Source organism: Gardnerella massiliensis, assembly GCF_003408845.1.
Taxonomy (GTDB): Bacteria; Actinomycetota; Actinomycetes; order Actinomycetales; family Bifidobacteriaceae; genus Bifidobacterium; species Bifidobacterium vaginale_H.
The window spans coordinates 112,871-132,559 of the sequence record NZ_LRTV01000006.1 but is presented as its reverse complement, the minus strand read 5'-3'; the positions used below and the strand labels follow the sequence as shown (position 1 = coordinate 132,559).

The window sequence follows — 19,689 nt, the reverse complement described above, 5'->3', positions numbered from 1 at the left end:
CAACACTATCGCCTTCCTTCAGCACATCCTCAACCGTGTCAATACGCTCACCGTTCGCCAAATTACGAATCTGCGAAATGTGAAGCAAACCATCAGTTCCAGGAGTCAAATTCACAAAAGCGCCAAAGCTTGTAGTCTTCACCACCTTACCGGTGAAAGTTTCGCCGGCTTTCGGCACGCGAGGATTGGCAATAGAATCAATAATATCCTTAGCCTTCTGAGCAGCTTCACCACCCTCGGAAGAAATGTAAACGGTACCATCATCTTCAATAGCGATTTCCGCACCAGTTTCTTCCTGAATCTGGTTAATCATCTTACCCTTAGGACCAATGACCTCACCAATCTTATCCACAGGAATCGTAGTGGTAATAATGCGCGGAGCAAATGGGCTCATCTCAGCTGGGCAATCGATGCACTCGTTAATCACTTCAAGAATCGTGGCACGAGCTTCGTGAGCCTGCTGCAAAGCGGCAGCCAAAATATCAGCTGGAATACCATCGAGCTTAGTGTCGAGCTGCAAAGCCGTAATGAACTCAGAAGTACCAGCTACCTTGAAGTCCATGTCACCAAACGCATCTTCTGCACCAAGAATATCCGTCAAAGTCTTAAAAATGTGCTTGCCATCAACATCGCCAGACACTAAGCCCATAGCGATACCCGCAACCGGAGCCTTCAACGGCACGCCCGCTGCAAGCAAAGAAAGCGTAGAAGCGCACACGGAACCCATAGAAGTGGAACCGTTAGAACCAATAGCCTCAGACACCTGACGAATAGCATAAGGGAACTCTTCGCGTCCAGGCAACACAGGCACCAAAGCCTTCTCAGCCAAAGCACCGTGACCGATTTCACGACGCTTAGGAGAACCAACGCGGCCAGTTTCGCCAGTGGAATATGGAGGCATCTCGTAATTGTGCATATAACGCTTAGTCTGTGGACCAGAAAGCGCATCAACCTGCTGTTCCATCTTCAACATATTCAACGTAGTTACACCCAAAATCTGGGTTTCACCGCGCTGGAAAAGTGCAGAACCGTGCACGCGAGGCACAATATCAACTTCGGCAGAAAGCGTACGAATATCGCGCAAACCGCGGCCATCAATACGATAATCCTCAGTCAAAATACGGCGACGAACAATCTGACGCTGAAGCTCCTTGAACGCATTGCCAAGCTCTTTTTCTTTCTCAGCATCATCCATATCCGTAAACTCTTCAGCGAGCGTTGCACGCACACCCTCTTTAATCTCCTCAATACGATCCTGACGAGGAAGCTTCTCAGCAATAGAAAGAGCCTCGTCCAAATCCTTATGAGCAATCTCGTCAATACGAGCGTAAAGTTCATCAGTGTACTCTGGGAAAAGCTGGAATTCCTTAGTTTCCTTAGCTGCAATACGCTTCAACTCGTTCTGAGCCTCGCAAATCACCTTAATAAACGGCTTAGCAGCTTCCAAACCACCGGCAACAACTTCCTCATCCGGCTTAGTTTGACCCTCATTGTAAATCAAATTCCAAGCGTTCTTACCAGCACCAGCTTCAATCATTGCAATAGCAACATCGCCGTTTTCAATCACACGGCCAGCCACCACAATCTCAAATACAGCGCGCTCACGCTCACTCCAACGCGGGAAAGCAACCCACTGACCATCAATCAAAGCCAAACGAACGCCAGAAACTGGGCCTTCAAATGGCAAACCAGAAATCATAGTAGATGCAGAAGCAGCGTTCAAAGCGATGACATCGTAAGCATCATCCGGATTAATAGCCAAAATTGTTTCCACAACCTGCACTTCGTTACGCAAAGTATGCGGGAAAAGCGGACGCAACGGGCGGTCAATAATACGGCAAGCCAACGTTGCCTCGTTAGAAGGACGACCCTCCCTGCGGAAGAACGAACCTGGAATTTTACCAGCAGCGTACATTTTTTCTTCCACATCGACAGTCAGAGGGAAGAAATCATAATTTTCCTTCGGACTAGAGCCTGCGGTAGTCGTCGACAAAATCATGGAATCGTCATCCAAGTACGCAGCAACAGCACCATCTGCCTGCTGAGCCAAACGACCGGTTTCAAAACGCAACGTGCGCTTACCAAATGAACCATTATCAATAACGGCTTCTACAGCCTTAATTTCGGGACCCTCCACGGGTTCCTCCTTTTCTTAACTTACCTAATCAACCAACATGCGTAGCAACATTGGCGGCTTCGCGTTGTTACTATCCCTCACGAACTTTCGCAATCTTTGCGTTACGCCAACATTTCGTAGTGTTTTTTGTTTCGGTTACTTCAATCATCCGTATTCAATTATGCTTCAATTTTTAATTATGAGTTGAATTATTTATTAATTCTTTTTAGTTATAAATCTTACTTTTTAGTTATAAATCTTAAATACTGCCCACTACACTCACCCCAAATATCATGTACATGTGGGCCTATTGTAATAAGCGCAAAAACTTTACGTGCGCAAAAGCTATACAATTATACAACTGTACAACTATACAAAAGCCCGAGCTTAAGCCCGGGCTACAAGACTATCGACGCAAGCCGAGTCGTTCAATCAAAGAACGATAACGGTTGATATCAACGCGCTTCAAATAATCGAGAAGACGGCGACGATCACCAACCATAAGAAGCAGACCACGACGAGAATGATGATCGTGCTTGTGCTCCTTCAAGTGCTCAGTAAGGTCAGCAATGCGCTTGCTAAGCAAAGCAACCTGCACTTCTGGGGAACCCGTGTCACCCTCGTGCGTCGCGTATTCGTTGATAATATTCTTCTTATCTTCAGCCGTTAATGCCACGGCGTCCTCCTTAATATTACTGCGCGGTGCCACAGCCTTCTGCTATAGCGCTCTCAATCCGCGGGCGTTACACGCCAAGTTTTTATAGTACAACAATGCGCAAACAACTTATTAGTAAAAGCCACGCCTACATTGCCGTCATAAAACCGCCAAAAAATACCACAACTATTGCCAACACTTCAACAGCGTAAAACATTATGAACGAAGCCCAGCTGCGCGTAAGCACATTCAAAGGCGAAGTCTTAGGAATAGTCACCAAAAGCCCCACAAAAAGCACGGCAAACACAGCAACAGCAAGACCTGCAGAAATAATGCCCAGGTTAGCAGCATTAGCCAAACCAGAAGAAGCACCATACACTACATACGTTGAATACCAAAAACTCATACTCAACATACAAAGCCCAGCAATAAACTGCTCAAACGCAAGAAATATCACAAAAATAAATCGCCACAACCAGCTACGCGACTCAATCAAAGCCATGGCAAGACTAGTAAAAGCTGCAACCGTCACCAACCAAGAAATAAACACAACACCCTTAGCTGATAATCCAGAATAATGCGAAACCACCCACGCAGTATGCTGAACCGCAAGCGTGCGACCAATCCAATAAGGAATCACAATAGCAATAAGCAACACTGCCAAATACAGCCACCAACGCTTAGGATTCGCGTGTTTGCGCGAAAAATCAGCAATAGAAAGATCGGTTTCCGGCAAATCGGAATTTAAGTATTCAGAAGAAATTTTGGTTTCGCTATTGTCGGCAGTATCAGCTTTTGTAACCTCGGCTTTTGCAGTAGCAGCATTGGCAGCAGCATTTGCAGCAGCGTCTTTAGCAAAAGTAGGGCGCTTTCTAACCTTAAGCGGGGAAAAACTTTGAGGAAGCTCTGAATTATTTTCATTCTTCAACACCATAAAACATTCCTCCCGCAAATCTTACTTTTACCAAGTTTCCAGCATGATTCTACTCATGCATAACACACTATTACTTTATTATTGTATGCTAAGTGTCGCGAAACAAATAGCGTTCATAAAAGCATTTGACCGTTTATGCCGGCTGATAATCTCGTAATAACAGCATTTTGCTGCCTTCAAAAAGCGGCAATAAATCGCGCAACTACGACAGGACATCATGGGATTTATTCATTTTATTGTCAACTTACTTAAGGATCCACGATCGGCTATCGCCAGCTGGATTGCGATGGGCACAGCACCCGCACTAGGACTTATTTTTCTTATTGTTTTCATTGAAACAGGCGTAGTTTTCTTCCCATTCCTTCCGGGAGATTCATTACTTTTTGCCGCTGGCTTTTTTGCTGCTCCCGACGCTCAAACAGGGCATAGCGCACTCCCCTTGCCTCTACTGCTTGCTGCAGTCTGGCTCGCTCCGATTATTGGCGATCAGTGCAATTACTTTATTGGGCACTTCTTTGGACGACGCATTGTGGCGTCCGGCAAAGTGAAGGCGCTTACTCCTGAACGCGTTGCCAAAACTGAGGGCATGATCGAAAAGTGGGGTCCGTTAGCCGTATTCTTGGGACGATTCTTCCCGTTTATTCGCACATTTATGCCGTTTATTTCCGGCGTTTCTGGCATGCGTTGGATTCGTTTCACCCCATTTTCAGTTCTCGGCGGACTCGTGTGGTCATCGTTGTTTACGTTGCTGGGTTACTTCTTTGGCAACATTCCTTTCGTTCAAAAGAATTTTGAATTGGTTATCGTCGCCATTTTGCTGATTTCTTTGGTACCAACGTTTATAGGTTTATACAAAGCGCATCAAGCAAAGAAAGCCAGCAAATAAATTAATATCTCCTTCACGACACTCGAGCACACTGTGCTTCAAGAAATATTGTTTTTATACGCGGTTTGTAGTACAGTGTGCAGAGTTGTTGTAAGACAATACTTTGTAAAGCGTTACGTTTTACATTGGGGCTATAGCTCAGTTGGTAGAGCGCTTCGTTCGCATCGAAGAGGTCGTGGTTTCGATTACCATTAGCTCCACGAAGCCCACTGCATTCATTCCACCGCAGTGGGCTTTTTTATTGTTATCTCGTAGTCGGCATGATATTGCTGCGCTGGTTCGTACTGATTCGATTCTTACTGATTCGATTCCTACTGATTGAACTAACTGATAGGCCCTTACCGCGCGTGCTTTCCACCGTTGATTTGCAATACAATGACGTTATCGTATCGCACCGAAGCCGCGTTCCCGGCATAATCAACAGCTTTTATAAGCAGGTTATGCGACACGCCATCCGGTTTTAATTGGAAAGAAAATTCTCTCTGTTTCGTTTCATTTCCGCGCCATGTGCGAACTATTTTCCCGTCTACACTCAACGATATCGTCCGCAACGCCGTATCATCGTGTATGCTTAAACACGCAATCTTGCCTTCATACGAAGATTGGTACACCGCATTATTGCGAATATTTAACGCTTTTACGATAGGCTTATTGCTATCAACAGTAAATTTTACTGTAGCCGGATCTACGTGAACTATGCCGTTACGATATTGCACACCGGATTCATTACAGTAATAATTTCCCGCTTTGTCTACTGAAATAATACGCACCTGATAGTGCGCGTTATCCGCAAAATTGCGTTGAAATATGGTATAGATTCGTTTTTTCACACCGTTTTCTTGCACACGTCGCGTTGAAAAATCCTGTTGGCTTAGTTCGTTCGCAACACCATTTTTCATAACGATTACTTTTGCAGGAGATGCTAGCGCGCGCGGCTGTAATTCTTCTACACGCACATCTTGAGCCTGTTTAACATGCCGATAATTCATTGCTGCCGTTGCCTCATCCAAGGCAAATGTGCCGCCATGAATATTTGTCGAATTCGAATCCGTATTATTTGCATGCTGCTGTTGGTTTGCAGCGAACACTGTAGCAATATCGTCATGAACACGCGACAACATGTCAATCGCTTTCTGCGCCCGCTGTTTGGCTATTTCACTACCATCGCGTGAGTCTTCAAGCAAATCGCGCGCGTCCTCACACAGTTTCTCTACTTCGTCGCCACTAATTCCAGCATGTAGGAACATGCTTATGTAAGCGTATACAGATTGCACAACAACTTCCCCCGATCGCAAGCGCAGGTTGTTGTCTTTTTGTTTGCGAGCCACACGTAGTAACTCACGTAGGTTGCGCACGTATTGTTGATAGTACGCTATGTTATGCGAATCGTAAGTAGTTTGAACAAGTCGCCCATAATTGTTGGCGAGAATAGTATAAGCTGCGTTGGCTTGATTACTTGCTGCTGCGCGATGCTGGGTAGCTTCCTGGAACCACTGATCAGCAATAATTCCGCGCGCAATATGCTCTGATTCTTCAACTTTCCCAGAAAAACCGGCATAATAATGCCAATATGCGCGTCCTATGCTCTGTGAAAACTGCGCCCAAGACTTAGCATTCAACCGCAAGGTTTGTTCGTATTCTGCAATTGCACACATCATACTCTGTTCTTCATTGCTGCCCCAACGTTTATCAGCTAACTGAGCTTGCAACAACATTTGCAATGGTTGAGCCGATAAATGCAAAATATAGCGTTTTATCAGCATACGATTTTGTAATTTCATAGCGTGCTTCGCGTAACTTTCAGCAATACTGGAATTATTTTCTTGCGAAGTTAAATTAACGAACATGTCATACTCACCTTTTATGCGACTTTCTTCACTGTTATCTGTCTGAACATAATTCGACGTAAGGTAAGTATCATTTGGCGACTTTGCGAAAGTAGTAGCATGATTTCTGGTTGAAGCTTTGGCAAATAATCCGCTTAAGCAAGTGCACAATAATATCGTTGCGACCAATACAAAAATAGTTGCTGCTATCAAAAATGTGAGACGTCGTTTATTATCCCGCGCACGATTGTGCTGTTTGTTATGCCGTTTGCTTCGTCGACTTTGCTGTTTTCGCTCATCAATACTCACTTCTGAACGCGAGCGCTGCGCTGTCACATTGCAACAATCTTCTAAAGCAGCAAACATTGCTTCACAACTTGGGTATCGTTGCGCAGGATCTTTAGCTGTAGCAATTGCTAACACCGCTATCAACTGTTCTGTCATTTCACGATATTGATGACTGTCTGAAGTAGATTGCAAACTGCCCGACGTCGTATCGCTAGGTAATAAGGCATACCGTAGCGTCATACCAATTGCGTATACGTCACTTGAAGGGGTAATTTCCGTGCTTCCATCTATTACTTCAGGAGCTGTAAAACGAGGCGTGACAAAACGAACGTCAGTGCGAGCTGGTCTATGAGCATCAAGCTCACTGTCAGCATCACGCAACTGTGTGGCTGCACCGAAATCAATCAAACGCACTGTGCCATTGTCTGCAATCATCACGTTAGAAGGCTTCAAATCACCATACACAATAGGTGGGTAATGCGCATGCAGATACGCCAGTATTTCACATAATTGCATACCCCAATCGCGTACCGTTGGCGCATTCTGTAAACCTTGAGATTCAACCAGCGACTGTAGCGAATAACCTTTCACATAGTCGCGCACAACATACAGCCGACCATTTTCTTCAAAAAAGTCAACAATACGAGGAATAGCTGGATGATCGCACGCTTTCAACACCTCAACTTCAGTATGAAGCGACTGAACGATACGCTGACAGTGAGCTTGCCTCCCCTGAAGCAATGTTTCTTTTACCGCCCATTGTTTGTGTAGCACAGTATCAACCGCAAGAAAAACGGTTGAAATACCCCCGCGTCCCAACTCGCCTAATAGTTGGTAACGCCCTCCTACACAAACCATCGTTACACCTCCGCAATCTCAGCATCTTCACAAAAATAGTGAAAATTGAATGACAATTGCGACTACTGTACCGATAAATTTATGTTCAAAAAAGCTTTTTATACCATTGTGGATAAAAGCTTAGGTAACGCGGCTTATTTTTCAGCCACAAAACGGTCCAGACTAATCGAACCTAATCTAACTAATCGATATCAGCACCCAAGGCAAGCAATTTACCTCGGAAATCAGCATAACCACGATCAATCAGCGAAATTCCATGAACGTTTGACGGACCTTGAGCCGTAAGAGCAGCAATCAGATGACTAAAACCGCCGCGCAAATCAGGCACATCAATATCTTGACCCGTTAACGGAGTAGGACCAAAAATCACAGCAGAATGTTTGTAATTGCGCTGCTGGAATCGGCAAGGAAGCGAACCTAAGCACTCACGATACAACTGAACCTGCGCACCCATTTGCACCAGAGGCTTAGTAAAACCAAAACGATTCTCATACACCGTCTCATGCACAATACTCAAGCCCTTAGCCTGCGTTAAAGCCACCACCAACGGCTGCTGCCAATCGGTCATAAAACCAGGGTGCACATCAGTTTCAATCGCAACAGGATGCAAATCCCCACCCGGATGCCAGAAACGAATACCCTTATCCGTAACATCAAACTGGCCACCAACCTTACGGAACACATTTAAGAAAGTCATCATTTCCGGCTGAGTGGCGCCCTTAATAAACACGTCACCATGAGTTGCAAGCGCCGCAGACGCCCACGAAGCGGCCTCAATGCGATCAGTTAAAGCAGTATGAGTATAGCCTTGAAGCTCCTTAACGCCCTCAATGCGGAACGTGCGGTCAACGTCTACAGAAATAATGGCACCCATCTTCTGCAACACGGCAACCAAATCCATAATTTCCGGCTCAATAGCAGCACCCGAAAGCTCCGTCTTGCCATCCGCAAGAACAGCAGCTAACAAAGTCTGCTCAGTAGCGCCAACAGAAGGATACGGAAGATGAATCTTCGTACCGTGCAAACCATAAGGAGCGGTAATATGAATACCATCTTCATGATCCTTATCCACGTTCGCACCAAGCTTACGCAAGGTCTCCAAATGAAAATCAATCGGACGACCACCAATATTGCAGCCACCAAGCGCTGGAATAAACGCCTCACCCAAACGGTGCAGTAAAGGACCCGAGAACAAAATAGGGATACGAGAAGATCCGGATAACGTATCGACATCCGCAACGTCAGCTAACTGAACTTTGCTCGCATCAATAGTGACAATACCTTCCGAACCATTGACCTCAACGTCAACACCGTGCAAACGCAACAAATCAGAAACCACGTGAACGTCGCGGATTTCAGGCACATTCTTCAGCACTGATTTCCCAGGAGCCAACAACGCGGCAACCATTGCCTTGCTCACAAAATTCTTCGCACCGCGCACTTTAATGGTGCCGTTAAGCGGCTTCCCACCCTCTACATGCAACACATCCGCAGCGTCAACGCCACTATCAACACTCTGCTCAGCTGTATTCTGTGCGGACACAATTACCTCTTTCGTTCGCGCCTCAAAACTATTCACTATCATACCGGCACGCCCCCCAACGCGCACAAGGCAACCCAACAAATAAAACACATAGCACGCAAATCAGAGCAAATCAGAAAAAATTACGCCACTCTAACGCGCAGAACGATTCCTCCAACGACGCAACAGGCGAGCAAATAACGACGGCTTACGCAATAAATTAACCGCCGGCAAATCATGCTCAGACTCAGCAGTTAAACCATAAGTATACGCCTTCTTTGACGAAGGCTTACCAACAATCTCACCAAACTCAAGCATTTGCGTACGAGGCTCAAACGGATGACGAATGTCAAATTCAAGCAAACGAACACCACGCTTTGAAGGCTCTGGACCATACGATCCGAAACCACAAGTAGGAGTAGATATCAGTAGCATGTTATGCTCCGGTTCTCTACCTGCGAAAGCATTACGATGATCGTGCCCTGCAACAACCACAAAAGCGCCCGACTGAGCCAATATGTCAAACTCGCCAACGTCCTCATCAGGGCAACTCACACCCTCACCCAAATAACCATCTGGGAGCACACGCTGATTATCAAGCGTATAATAATGCCCCGCAAAAGTGCGATATCCCTCAATTGCACGTTGCCTTGCCGCACACTCTTGCGGAACCTCACGCAACAAACGATAGTATTGAGGAAGCGGAAAATGCTGAAAAACGCAAAGGCGTGGCGGCAAAAAAGTAGGTAAATCAGCCACAAAATCAAGAGCTTCACGAGAAGGCTTACCGTAACCTCCAGCCTGAGAATAATCCCCTGAATCAAGCAAAACTATTGAAAAAACAACATTTTCTTGTTTTTCGTCCCTAACAGGAAGCGCAAAAGTACCTGGCTCACAAGGAAATATAAGTTGATGAGGAAGCACACACTTTGTAGATTGCATAGCGCTAATAGATTTCGCAACGTTACCAGATCGCGCAACGTCGCCAAATTGCGCAGTGTTTTCAGATCGCGCAACTTGAGCACTGCGATTCATACAACACGGAAACTCTTGATACAAAGCGTCTAATTCCGCATTACTTAAACCACACTGAAAATCGTGGTTCCCATACGTTACCACCCACGGAATACGCCGCTTTTCTAAAGGATTTACAAGGCGAGCAATACCACTTCGTACTTTTTCTAATAGCTGCTGCCTATCGGATTGAGAAAGCTCAGTAGATTCCTGCCAACGACGGCGACGAAAAGTTTTAGCAAATACTTTCTCGTATCCAGCAATCTGATTTCCCGTAAACACCACAATATCCGGACGTACAGCATCACAAGCAGACTCAATTAAGCGAATGGTATCTGACGAAACATTCGGAACATCCTGCACGTCCGCAAACTGCAGTACGCGAAACTTCCCAGAAAGATGGAATTGTAGAAGCCCCAAACGCGCTGAAATTGATACAGGAAGCGCAGCAGGCGTCGCAACTTCCGATTGTGCAGAATCTGTCATACTTCAAGCATACGGCAGATATGCCACGACGCACACAATCTTTGCAGACTACCCACAAATTATGCAAAAAACGGAAGATATAAGATGGACGATACTAAATATTGGGCAATTTCAGCAACATAATACGTAATTCACAGGAAACTTTCAGCCAATCGCATTACTGCACTCAGCAAGCTATGCCTATTATAGATACATCAAAAGGAATACGAACTACACGCAATAGTTCGAGTGAATTTTATAATTGAACCTCTCTTCTTCTCTTCTTTCTCTAACCCCGGTCAAGCACCGGGGTTTTTGATTTTAAGCCGGGATATACGGGATATACGGGTAAGCGAGCTATAGGGCAGGATTTCAGAAGTAGTTAGATAACAAAAAAGCCCTCGCACTACGAGAGCTATTCGCTGGGGTACCTGGACTCGAACCAAGAATGGATGAACCAGAATCACCTGTGTTGCCAATTACACCATACCCCAATTGGCAGGCTTCGCGGCTCTTGGAACCGTTCCGTCTTTCGTACCCCCGACCGGATTTGAACCGGTGTTGGCGCCGTGAGAGGGCGTAGTCCTAGACCGCTAGACGACGGGGGCTTCATTTATTGCTACGCTCTTGACGCAACAAATGACGACTTTACAACATAACAGCACAACACGCAACCGCGGCGTGTCGAACTAGAGAGAATAAGCATATTAAAAAGCCAGGAATGCAGCAATAACGTCACATTCCCGACTTATTCAAATCTTATTTGTGCTTACAAGCTATTTGCAATTTACAAATGCTCGCGCAAGCCAGCCAAACGCGCCAAAGTCACGTCTTTGCCCACGATTTCCATGGACTCAAACAGTGGAGGCGAAACGCGACGGCCGGAAAGCGCCACTCGCACAGGACCAAACGCCAAGCGCGGCTTGTAACCAGCTTCCTCAACAAGCTTCTTGTTAAGCAAATCATGCAAAGCGTCAGTATGCCAATCAGACTCATCAACACCCTGCAAAGCAGCAATTGCAGCATCGAGAACAGCGCTAGCGGATTCCTTCAACTGCTTACGAGCGTCATCATCTGGCTCAATGTAACCATCTTCGCTAAGAAGGCTTCCAACCATGCCGGCAACCTCACCAAGCAAACGCACGCGAGGCTGCACAAGAGGAGCAGCAGCGGTGAGCACTTCGCGCTCGCGGTCAGTAAGCATATCCCAAGAATCTGCGCTAACTACGCCATCCTTATGCAAATAAGGCACAGAACGGTTCAAGAAATCTTGAGGCTCAAGCATGCGAATATGCTCAGCGTTAATCGAAATTGCTTTATCCAAGTCAAAGTGTGCAGGGTTTGCCTTCACGTCGCGCACATCGAACTTTTGAATCATCTCGTCCATAGTGAACACGTCACGATCAGGCGCAATCGACCAACCAAGCAAAGCCAAGTAGTTCAGCAAGCCTTCTGGAATAAAGCCGTTATCCCTATGCAAGAACAAATTGGACTCAGGGTCTCTCTTAGAAAGCTTCTTCTTACCTTCGCCCATAACGTAAGGCATGTGACCATAAAGCGGAGTTTCCTTAGCAATACCCATTTCCATAAGGTAACGGTACAGCACAATCTGGCGAGGCGTAGAGCTCAAAATATCCTCACCACGCAAAACAACGTTCACATCCATCAACGCATCGTCAACAGGATTCGTAAGCGTGTAAAGCGGGTCGCCATTCGGACGCACAATCACGTAATCTGGAACCGTACCAGCCTTAAACGTAATCTCGCCACGAATTAAATCGTTAAAAGTAATGTCTTCATCTGGCATCTTCAAACGAAGCGCAGGCTTACGACCTTCCGCACGGAAAGCTTGCTTCTGTTCTTCTGTAAGATTGCGATCGTAACCATCGTAACCAAACTCAGCAGGACGACCTGCAGCAACGTTACGCTCTTTAATTTCTTCAGGAGTAGAGAAGGATTCGTAAGCATAACCAGCCTCGAAAAGCTTTTGTGCTACGTCTTTATAAATCTCCATGCGCTGGGACTGGCGGTACGGGCCATTATCTCCACCAACGTCAATACCCTCATCCCAGTCAATATTGAGCCAGCGAAGAGCCTCAATAATCTGCTGGTAGCTTTCCTCGCTATCGCGCTCATTGTCGGTATCCTCAATACGGAACAACAACTTACCGTGCGTATGGCGAGCCTCAGCCCAGTTAAACAATGCGGTACGAACCATACCTACGTGAGGTGTACCGGTTGGCGAAGGGCAAAAACGCACGCGAACATGCTCAGGCATTTGCGGCTTTTCGGATTTTGCTGCAACTTGCGCAGCGTTTTGAGTTTCCTCTGTATCAGTCATAGGTTCCATTGTGCCGCGCGTTACGGACGTGCCCGCCTAGTCAAGAGCCTGCGTAGCTTCCTTATTTCCTTCTACATGCGCAAACTTTGCCGCCAACGCTTCGCGAGACTTTCGATCATCTTCTTCTTTTGCGAGCTTTTTAGCCTCTTCCGGATCCCAAAGCACATCCTCACGATGCTTTTGCCACTCACTAATTAACAGCGGAGCGGCAAACGCAATCAACGCACTTATATCGTTGCTGTCAACAGTATCGTTCTTGCGCACGCAATCAACAAGCTCACGCCACTGAGAATCTTTGAACATCATTCGCGGCACACCAACGCATTCGCACACTTCGTTGATATATAAGAAAATAGGTAAAGTTTCGCGAATATTGCCGGTTTTTGCAATTAAATTATTAAGAATACACAAAATAAACATAATTTTTTGCGATTCCACAGATTCTTTATATTCAAATGATTGCTTTTTTGCGTGTTCTATAGCGTCTTGTAAAGCTTCAGTGCTCAAGTTGCCTTCTACACCTAACGTAGTTGCAACACTATTGATTACGTCAACATCTTCCGCAACGTGAGATACAAGATTATTAAAAACGAAATCGGCGCTAGAACCCTTGTTTTCTAATATTTCTTCTTCCGCTTCCTCATAATTAGGATCGTAGCAGGATTCCATTTCATCGTAAGCGTCCGCAGCCACAAGTAGTGCGTCAACAATTTCCTGCGGACGTCCCGGAATTTCGTCCGCGCCTTCGTACACGAATTCAGCATCCGGCACAGTAACGTCAAGATTCGTGAGAATACGTGCTATTGCTCGCATCGAGCGAACTTCCAGATTCTCCGCATATTTTGCGTCGTTATCGAGATGGCGAGCTTCCGTAAGGGGCCATAACGTTATTAAACTTGCCGCAGATTGAGCAGCCTCACCTAAAACTTGTTCGCATTTAGTATCTTCACTTGCTTGCATCACACAAACGCTCCTTTGCATTTTTCACAACTTATTACAACTTACTACAATCTATTACACAATCTACTACACAACTTATTGCACACCTGCAGCCGGATCGACATACGTTATAGAAAGCACACGCAAAGTTTTGCAATCATAAGTAATAGAAGTAATTGAAGCTAATGCCGTGTGACGAAGTAACATATTGTGCTCAGCATGACCTGTTTCCAACAAATGGCGATAAGACCAAATTGGCGACTCGTGCGTTACTGCTACAATCTGCTCGCCTGGATGCTTGCGAACTTGCTCGCGCGCAAAATCGCCAACGCGAGTAGCAATACTTCTGTAGCTTTCTCCCCAACTTGGCTTCCACAAATTTGTTACAAGTTTCCAATTATTATTCTTCCAAAGCGCGCCTTCACCGTAGCCAATACGTTTTCCGCGAAAATTATTTCCAGCTTCAATCAAACGCTTATCTAAAATAATGTCGCTTTCTCGAGATTGCACCGGAGATTGCGCAAAAGATTGCGAAGAAGATTTTACAGAAGATTGCGCAGGATCCTCACCACAATGCGCTTTTACATAGCAAGAATCGGGAATAGCGCGCAAAGCATTCTCGATTTCGCGTGCTGTTTCGCGAGTGCGATCAAGCGGAGAAGAGTAGATTGCGCTAATTCCTCGCATTTGCGGAACCGTGGCAATATATTGCGCCGTAGCTTTCGCCATTCGCACGCCTCGCGCAGAAAGATGGAATCCCGGCAGCCGCTCGTACAGCACATGATTCGGATTATCTACTTCTCCGTGACGTACAAAATGAATTGTTGTAGCCGGCATTACTAACTCCTACTTTTACTTCCGCATTAATTACAAATCTAATTGCGAACTTACTTTGCGAACTTACTTCCAACCTTTTGGCGTATGATTTAATGACCACTCACCCAATTTGTGAGCAAAAGTATTGTCTTTAGCAGCATCATAACCAGGTTTTTGCGATTTCGTGTCGTCTAAAAGCCACTTTCTAATAACAAAATTCCACACTGCCACAACGACTGTTGCAATAAGCTTGCCAATATTTGTACGAAGCACGTAAATCGCAGTACCACGCAAAGTTTGTGCCATTCCAAGCGTACTAGCCCAAATAATCGCATCGTTAATAAGCAAGCCAATAACCGCGGAAATAACAAAAATCAGCAATTCCAGCCAACGAGCCATATCTTCGCGGTGCTTAAACACGTATTTCATGCTGGCAATATAGTTAAAAATAAGCGAAATAATAAACGAAATAGTGCCAGCAACCACGTTATTTAAGTGCACAAGAAGCAACAAATTCAGCAGCGCAACATCAATAATAAGAGCAATAATGCCTACAATACCGAATTTAACAACCTGTTCAATAAGCTTTTTCATACATTCCATTAAACACGCGACGGCTAACAATTAACATATAACCGTGAAGTAATATTGTGGAGTAATAAAGCTTACTAAATTTAGCAAGGGAGCAATTATGCCAGTTATTCATACTCATGTTTCTGTAAGCACAACACCTGCCCAGCGCGATGCGTTAAAAGCTGCTTATGGCAAGGCAATTAGCGCAGTTCCAGGCAAAAGTGAGCATTGGCTTATGTGCCCATTCGAGGACAATATGCCGATTTATTTTGCAGGAGATAATTCCAAGCCTGCAGCTTACGTTGAGGTGAACGTGTTTGGTTCCAGCGTACCTGGGTCTGCTTGGGAAAAGTTGACTGAGCAGATTATGGCAGCTTTGGAGCGCGAGCTTGGGATTCCACAGGATCGCACTTATATTCGTTACACCGCAACCACTGACTGGGGTTGGAACGGCGGTAATTTCTAAGCGCAAATCGCAAGCCTTCTAGCTGGGGACAATTTGTCCCCACGAGACAACTAACTTCTAGTCGCAAGTCGAAAGTCGCATAAATCGCCATCAAATAGCCTAAACCAAAAGCCTACAGCATGCGAAAACGTACCGTAGGCTTTTGGTTTTTAATTGTTTAGCTTTGGGAGATGGTATTGATTGAATAATGTGCAAAATTCCTTGCATATCAGTTGCGTCTGTCTCATATTTTTCCATCCGAAGATGCAAGTTTCAGTTGTCGACAAAATGTCGACAACTGACTTTTTTCATCTATTATGCGCTTTTACACAATACCAATAGTTACTAGGATTGCTCACTAAAATTAGGTTCGTCAGCAGTAGACTTAGCCGATGCAGCGAAGTCAGCAGACTCGTCAAAGTCAGCATCGCTTGAAGAATAATCATCGTCGCTAGCAACGCTGCCTTCAAGATCCGGACCAGCAGCTACACGAGCCACTTCTTCCATACCTTTGTTGTCACATAAAACCATGCGAACATAGCCAACAATAAATCCAACAACAGCAGGGCAAACCCAAGCCATTCCAAATTCCGAGAACGGCAACCAGTTTTGAGCAACAATCAACATATCGTTCATATGTAATGCATTGCGCAAAGATGTTGGCAAACTATTCAAAAAGTCAAATACAGCTGCAATGCCAGTAAAACCAAGTGTCCAAGCGTACACGACCTTGGAATTACCAAAAAGTCGACCACACAAAGCCAAAAGAATCAATACGATTGACAGCGGATACAAGAACATCAATACTGGAACCGCGTATTCGATGATTGCGCTCAAACCAAAGTTTGCAAGGCCAAACGAAACAAGCGTAATCAACACAGCCCAAACACGATAGCTAGGGCCCTTAGGGAATAACTTAGAGAAGGTTTCCGAGCAACTTACGATTAAGCCAACCGCAGTCTTTAAGCAGGCAAGCGTTACAGTTGCAGCAAGCACAAACAAGCCAACATTTCCAAGATGATAGCGTGCAACTTGCGCCAAAGTTACGCCACCGTTTTCCGCAGGTGGGAACATTGCGCGGCTACGCACACCAACAACAACAATCGCAACGTAGATCACTGCCATAAGCAAGCAGCTAAAGAAACCAGAGCGAGCAGTATTCACTGCCACATCTTTAGGATCTTTTACACCAAACTGGCGAATGGTGCTAACAACCACAATTCCAAATGCCAAGCTAGCTAAAGCATCCATTGTGTTGTAGCCATCTAAGAATCCTGTAAAGAATGACTTATTAACGTAATTTCCCATAGGAGCAGCATCCGCAGAAGCTCCGCTTACAGGAGAAAATAGTGCTGTAAATACCAAAATCGCTAGGAACACAAGGAAGATTGGCGTAAGAACTTTACCAACCCAGGTCAATATGCCGCTTGGCTTCATAGCAAAGAAGAATGCGAGCGCAAAGAACACTACAGAGAACAAGAACAAGTAAAGCTGACCGTTTCCATCTTGCGGAATAACGCGCTCTAAACCAACAGTGTATGAAGTTGTTGCGCAGCGTGGGATTGCAAAGAACGGGCCAATTGTTAAATACAGCACACAAGTGAAGAACATGCCGTACTTTTTGCTAGCTTTGCTTGAAAGCTCAAAAAGACCGTTTGCGCGGCTCATTGCAAGTGCTGTAACGCCAAGCAATGGCAAACCGACGCCAGTAACAATAAAACCTAACGCTGCAGGCGCAGAATTAGTTCCTGCATTAGCTCCAAGAAATACTGGGAAAATCAGGTTTCCAGCGCCAAAGAACATGCCAAACAACATGACCGCCACGTATGCGGACTCAATAATTGTCAGGTTCCTTTTTTTCGGGGCACTGTCTGTGCTGACACTTTGTGTTGTGACGCTCATGCTTACACCTCCTATATGGTGAAAATTGTTTAAGCATATTATTCAGCTAAATCTCTAACTCTGTAATTTGTGGATTTAAAGCGAAAATAATATTAGGGGGTATATTAATAAATCGCATGTACTTAATCGGCATGAATTTACTATCTCGCGCGTGTCTTCTAATCAAAAATAAATAGGACGCTGGCATATTACCAACGTCCTATGTAATTAAAAAATGCTATATATTTTTGCTCTAAATCTTATATAAAATAGGCAAAATCACATCTTTTCTGGAGCAGAAACACCAAGCAAATCAAGGCCTTCTGCAATTACTGTGCGCACAGCCGAATTAAGCTTAAGTCGAGCTGCAGCTCGTGCTGGCTCTGGGCACTTTGCAATGCGCGTCGCTTCACGCTCTGCTTCTGGCAAGCGATTTTCTGGGTCGCTCAATTCCATCGGCACTACGCGCTCAAGGTTGTACCACTTGTGGTAGCTAGCAGCCAAATCCTCAAGATAATGCGCAACTCTGTGCGGAGCGCGCAAGTCACCAGCTTGTGCCAAAGCTGCAGGCCATTGCGCCAAAGCAGCCAGCACTTCGCCGTCCGCTTCGGTGTTAAGCAAGCTCAAATCAGCGCCATCTTGCGTAATTCCGGCGTCCGCAGCGTTACGAGCCACATTGCAACTGCGCGCGTGAGCATATTGCACGTAGTACACAGGATTATCATTGCTGTGAGAAGCGAGCAAATCCAAATCAATATCAACGCTTGTGTTGTAGTCGGTGCGAGCAAGCGAGTAGCGAGAAGCGTCAACGCCGATTGCATCAACTAAATCGTCAATCGTAATAACATTTCCAGCGCGCTTGCTCATACGCACAGGCTTGCCGTCTTTCATAACGTTTACAAGCTGGCCAATAAGAATCTGCATGTTTTCGCCAGGATTATCTCCAAAAGCAGCGCACATTGCCATCATTCGACCAATGTATCCATGGTGATCTGCACCAAGCATGTAGATTGCTACGTCTGCAGGATTCTGTTCGCGGTGACGCTTGTTGCGATAGTACGCAATATCGGCAGCAAAGTAGGCGTAGTTGCCGTCGGACTTAATAATTACGCGATCTTTGTCGTCGCCATGCTTAGTGGATTCAAACCAAGTTGCGCCATCTTTTTCAAAGATGTCTCCACGCTCACGCAAGTCTGCAATAGCGCGCTCAACTTCGCCATCTTCATACAAGCTGTTTTCGTGGAACCACACGTCAAAACCAACGCGAAAATCGCGCATCGACTTACGAATCTCAGCAAACATCATTGGAACTGCGCGCTTGCGGAATTCTTCGCGCTGCTCGGAATCTCCTTCGCCAAGTGACAAACCTTCCTCGTCTTTTCCAAGATCAATCCTTGGCAAAGAAAGAATATCAATGCCGTCTGCTTGTGCTTCTTTTATAACAGCATCCGCAATTTCGTTAATATACGCGCCTTTGTAGCCGTCTGCAGGAGTTTCTTCGCCGTGAGCTGCAGCAACTAAAGACTTTGCAAAACGGTTGATTTGCTCACCGTGATCGTTGAAGTAGTATTCGCGTACAACTTTTGCGCCATTTGCTTCCAAAACTCGAGCCATGGAATCACCAACTGCAGCCCAGCGAGTGCCACCAATATGAATTGGGCCAGTTGGGTTTGCAGAAACAAACTCAAGATTTAAAGTTTTGCCGCTTAAGTGCGCATTCTTACCAAAATTAGCGCCCTGCTTTAGGACTTCGTCGACAACGGCCGCTGCAGAAGCAGAGTCAAGCGTTATGTTAATAAAACCAGGTCCGGCCACTTCTACTGACGCAATTCCTTCCGCCTCTTGCAAACGCTCAGCAAAAAGTTCCGCCAAATCGTGAGGCTTCATACCAGCCTTTTTTGCAAGCTGCATAGCAACGTTAGTAGCCCAATCGCCGTGAGCGCGATCCTTTGGTCGCATTACAGCAAGTTTTTCGGCTGCAGGAATCAAATCTTCTGTTAAACTGCCTGCTTTACCGTTTGCTACTAAATCTTTAGCAATTTTTTCAATTAATTCACTTAAGCTTTCTGGATTCATGGTTTACAGTCTAGCGTTACCGCGCGATGCTTCGCGATTATAGCGCATTGAATT

General features: G+C 45.5%; 14 protein-coding genes and 3 tRNA genes. 3 read left to right on the top strand and 14 right to left on the bottom strand.

Annotation, left to right across the window (positions count from 1 at the left end; translation table 11 throughout):
• From AXE77_RS03815 to AXE77_RS03805, 3 genes are all read right to left on the bottom strand, one after another.
• On the bottom strand, positions 1–2,137 hold a 2,137-nt coding region (locus tag AXE77_RS03815; protein ID WP_116712215.1), incomplete at its 3' end, for a polyribonucleotide nucleotidyltransferase.
• A gap of 385 nt (positions 2,138–2,522) precedes the next feature.
• Positions 2,523–2,792 (bottom strand): 30S ribosomal protein S15, encoded by a 270-nt coding sequence (gene rpsO / locus AXE77_RS03810; RefSeq protein WP_004109774.1) that lies wholly within the window; start codon positions 2,790–2,792, stop codon positions 2,523–2,525.
• Positions 2,793–2,919: 127 nt separating this feature from the next.
• Entirely contained in the window at positions 2,920–3,705 is a 786-nt protein-coding gene (locus tag AXE77_RS03805; RefSeq protein ID WP_116712214.1) for a teichoic acid transporter, read from the bottom strand.
• A 217-nt stretch (positions 3,706–3,922) separates the two neighbouring features.
• Between AXE77_RS03805 and AXE77_RS03800 the strand changes: the two genes are divergently transcribed.
• Positions 3,923–4,591 carry a DedA family protein gene (locus AXE77_RS03800; protein WP_116712213.1) on the top strand — a complete coding sequence of 223 codons (669 nt, stop codon included), beginning with the start codon at positions 3,923–3,925 and terminating at the stop codon, positions 4,589–4,591.
• A gap of 127 nt (positions 4,592–4,718) precedes the next feature.
• Positions 4,719–4,791, top strand: a tRNA-Ala gene (locus AXE77_RS03795).
• A gap of 138 nt (positions 4,792–4,929) precedes the next feature.
• On the opposite strand, the gene AXE77_RS03790 is transcribed toward AXE77_RS03795, so the two are convergent.
• The 9 genes from AXE77_RS03790 to AXE77_RS03750 form a co-directional block, all read right to left on the bottom strand.
• The gene (locus AXE77_RS03790) at positions 4,930–7,563 is read right to left on the bottom strand and encodes a serine/threonine protein kinase (RefSeq protein ID WP_116712212.1); all 2,634 of its coding nucleotides are present in this window, start codon (positions 7,561–7,563) and stop codon (positions 4,930–4,932) included.
• 181 nt (positions 7,564–7,744) lie between these two features.
• On the bottom strand, positions 7,745–9,106 hold the full coding sequence (murA, locus tag AXE77_RS03785; protein WP_165846065.1) for a UDP-N-acetylglucosamine 1-carboxyvinyltransferase: 1,362 nt from the start codon (positions 9,104–9,106) through the stop codon (positions 7,745–7,747).
• Between the two features lie 132 nt (positions 9,107–9,238).
• Entirely contained in the window at positions 9,239–10,585 is a 1,347-nt protein-coding gene (locus tag AXE77_RS03780) for a metallophosphoesterase (RefSeq protein WP_116712210.1), read from the bottom strand.
• Between the two features lie 401 nt (positions 10,586–10,986).
• Positions 10,987–11,058, bottom strand: a tRNA-Gln gene (locus tag AXE77_RS03775).
• A gap of 41 nt (positions 11,059–11,099) precedes the next feature.
• Positions 11,100–11,172 (bottom strand) — tRNA-Glu (locus AXE77_RS03770).
• 179 nt (positions 11,173–11,351) lie between these two features.
• Positions 11,352–12,914 carry a glutamate--tRNA ligase gene (gltX, locus tag AXE77_RS03765; RefSeq protein ID WP_205727525.1) on the bottom strand — a complete coding sequence of 521 codons (1,563 nt, stop codon included), beginning with the start codon at positions 12,912–12,914 and terminating at the stop codon, positions 11,352–11,354.
• Positions 12,915–12,941: 27 nt separating this feature from the next.
• A complete protein-coding gene (locus AXE77_RS03760) occupies positions 12,942–13,886 on the bottom strand; it encodes a hypothetical protein (protein WP_116712208.1) in 945 nt (314 codons plus the stop codon).
• 54 nt (positions 13,887–13,940) lie between these two features.
• Positions 13,941–14,681, bottom strand: a complete 741-nt coding sequence (locus tag AXE77_RS03755; RefSeq protein WP_116712207.1) for a histidine phosphatase family protein — start codon at positions 14,679–14,681, stop codon at positions 13,941–13,943.
• 63 nt (positions 14,682–14,744) lie between these two features.
• Positions 14,745–15,254 (bottom strand): GtrA family protein, encoded by a 510-nt coding sequence (locus AXE77_RS03750; protein WP_165846052.1) that lies wholly within the window; start codon positions 15,252–15,254, stop codon positions 14,745–14,747.
• Positions 15,255–15,351: 97 nt separating this feature from the next.
• On the opposite strand from AXE77_RS03750, the gene AXE77_RS03745 reads away from it, so the two are divergent.
• A complete protein-coding gene (locus tag AXE77_RS03745) occupies positions 15,352–15,699 on the top strand; it encodes a phenylpyruvate tautomerase MIF-related protein (RefSeq protein ID WP_116712205.1) in 348 nt (115 codons plus the stop codon).
• 324 nt (positions 15,700–16,023) lie between these two features.
• On the opposite strand, the gene brnQ is transcribed toward AXE77_RS03745, so the two are convergent.
• On the bottom strand, positions 16,024–17,580 hold the full coding sequence (gene brnQ / locus AXE77_RS03740) for a branched-chain amino acid transport system II carrier protein (protein ID WP_116712204.1): 1,557 nt from the start codon (positions 17,578–17,580) through the stop codon (positions 16,024–16,026).
• Positions 17,581–17,838: 258 nt separating this feature from the next.
• Positions 17,839–19,635 carry an arginine--tRNA ligase gene (argS, locus tag AXE77_RS03735; RefSeq protein WP_116712203.1) on the bottom strand — a complete coding sequence of 599 codons (1,797 nt, stop codon included), beginning with the start codon at positions 19,633–19,635 and terminating at the stop codon, positions 17,839–17,841.
• Between the last annotated feature and the right edge of the window lie 54 nt (positions 19,636–19,689).

What these genes read in the sequence shown, in the direction of transcription:
- AXE77_RS03805 (WP_116712214.1), bottom strand. Translation starts at nt 3,705, where the DNA reads ATGGTGTTGAAGAATGAAAATAATTCAGAGCTTCCTCAAAGTTTTTCC.
- AXE77_RS03800 (WP_116712213.1), top strand. Translation starts at nt 3,923, where the DNA reads ATGGGATTTATTCATTTTATTGTCAACTTACTTAAGGATCCACGATCG.
- AXE77_RS03790 (WP_116712212.1), bottom strand. Translation starts at nt 7,563, where the DNA reads ATGGTTTGTGTAGGAGGGCGTTACCAACTATTAGGCGAGTTGGGACGC.
- AXE77_RS03780 (WP_116712210.1), bottom strand. Translation starts at nt 10,585, where the DNA reads ATGACAGATTCTGCACAATCGGAAGTTGCGACGCCTGCTGCGCTTCCT.
- gltX (WP_205727525.1), bottom strand. Translation starts at nt 12,914, where the DNA reads ATGGAACCTATGACTGATACAGAGGAAACTCAAAACGCTGCGCAAGTT.
- AXE77_RS03760 (WP_116712208.1), bottom strand. Translation starts at nt 13,886, where the DNA reads ATGCAAAGGAGCGTTTGTGTGATGCAAGCAAGTGAAGATACTAAATGC.
- AXE77_RS03755 (WP_116712207.1), bottom strand. Translation starts at nt 14,681, where the DNA reads ATGCCGGCTACAACAATTCATTTTGTACGTCACGGAGAAGTAGATAAT.
- AXE77_RS03750 (WP_165846052.1), bottom strand. Translation starts at nt 15,254, where the DNA reads ATGAAAAAGCTTATTGAACAGGTTGTTAAATTCGGTATTGTAGGCATT.
- AXE77_RS03745 (WP_116712205.1), top strand. Translation starts at nt 15,352, where the DNA reads ATGCCAGTTATTCATACTCATGTTTCTGTAAGCACAACACCTGCCCAG.
- brnQ (WP_116712204.1), bottom strand. Translation starts at nt 17,580, where the DNA reads ATGAGCGTCACAACACAAAGTGTCAGCACAGACAGTGCCCCGAAAAAA.
- argS (WP_116712203.1), bottom strand. Translation starts at nt 19,635, where the DNA reads ATGAATCCAGAAAGCTTAAGTGAATTAATTGAAAAAATTGCTAAAGAT.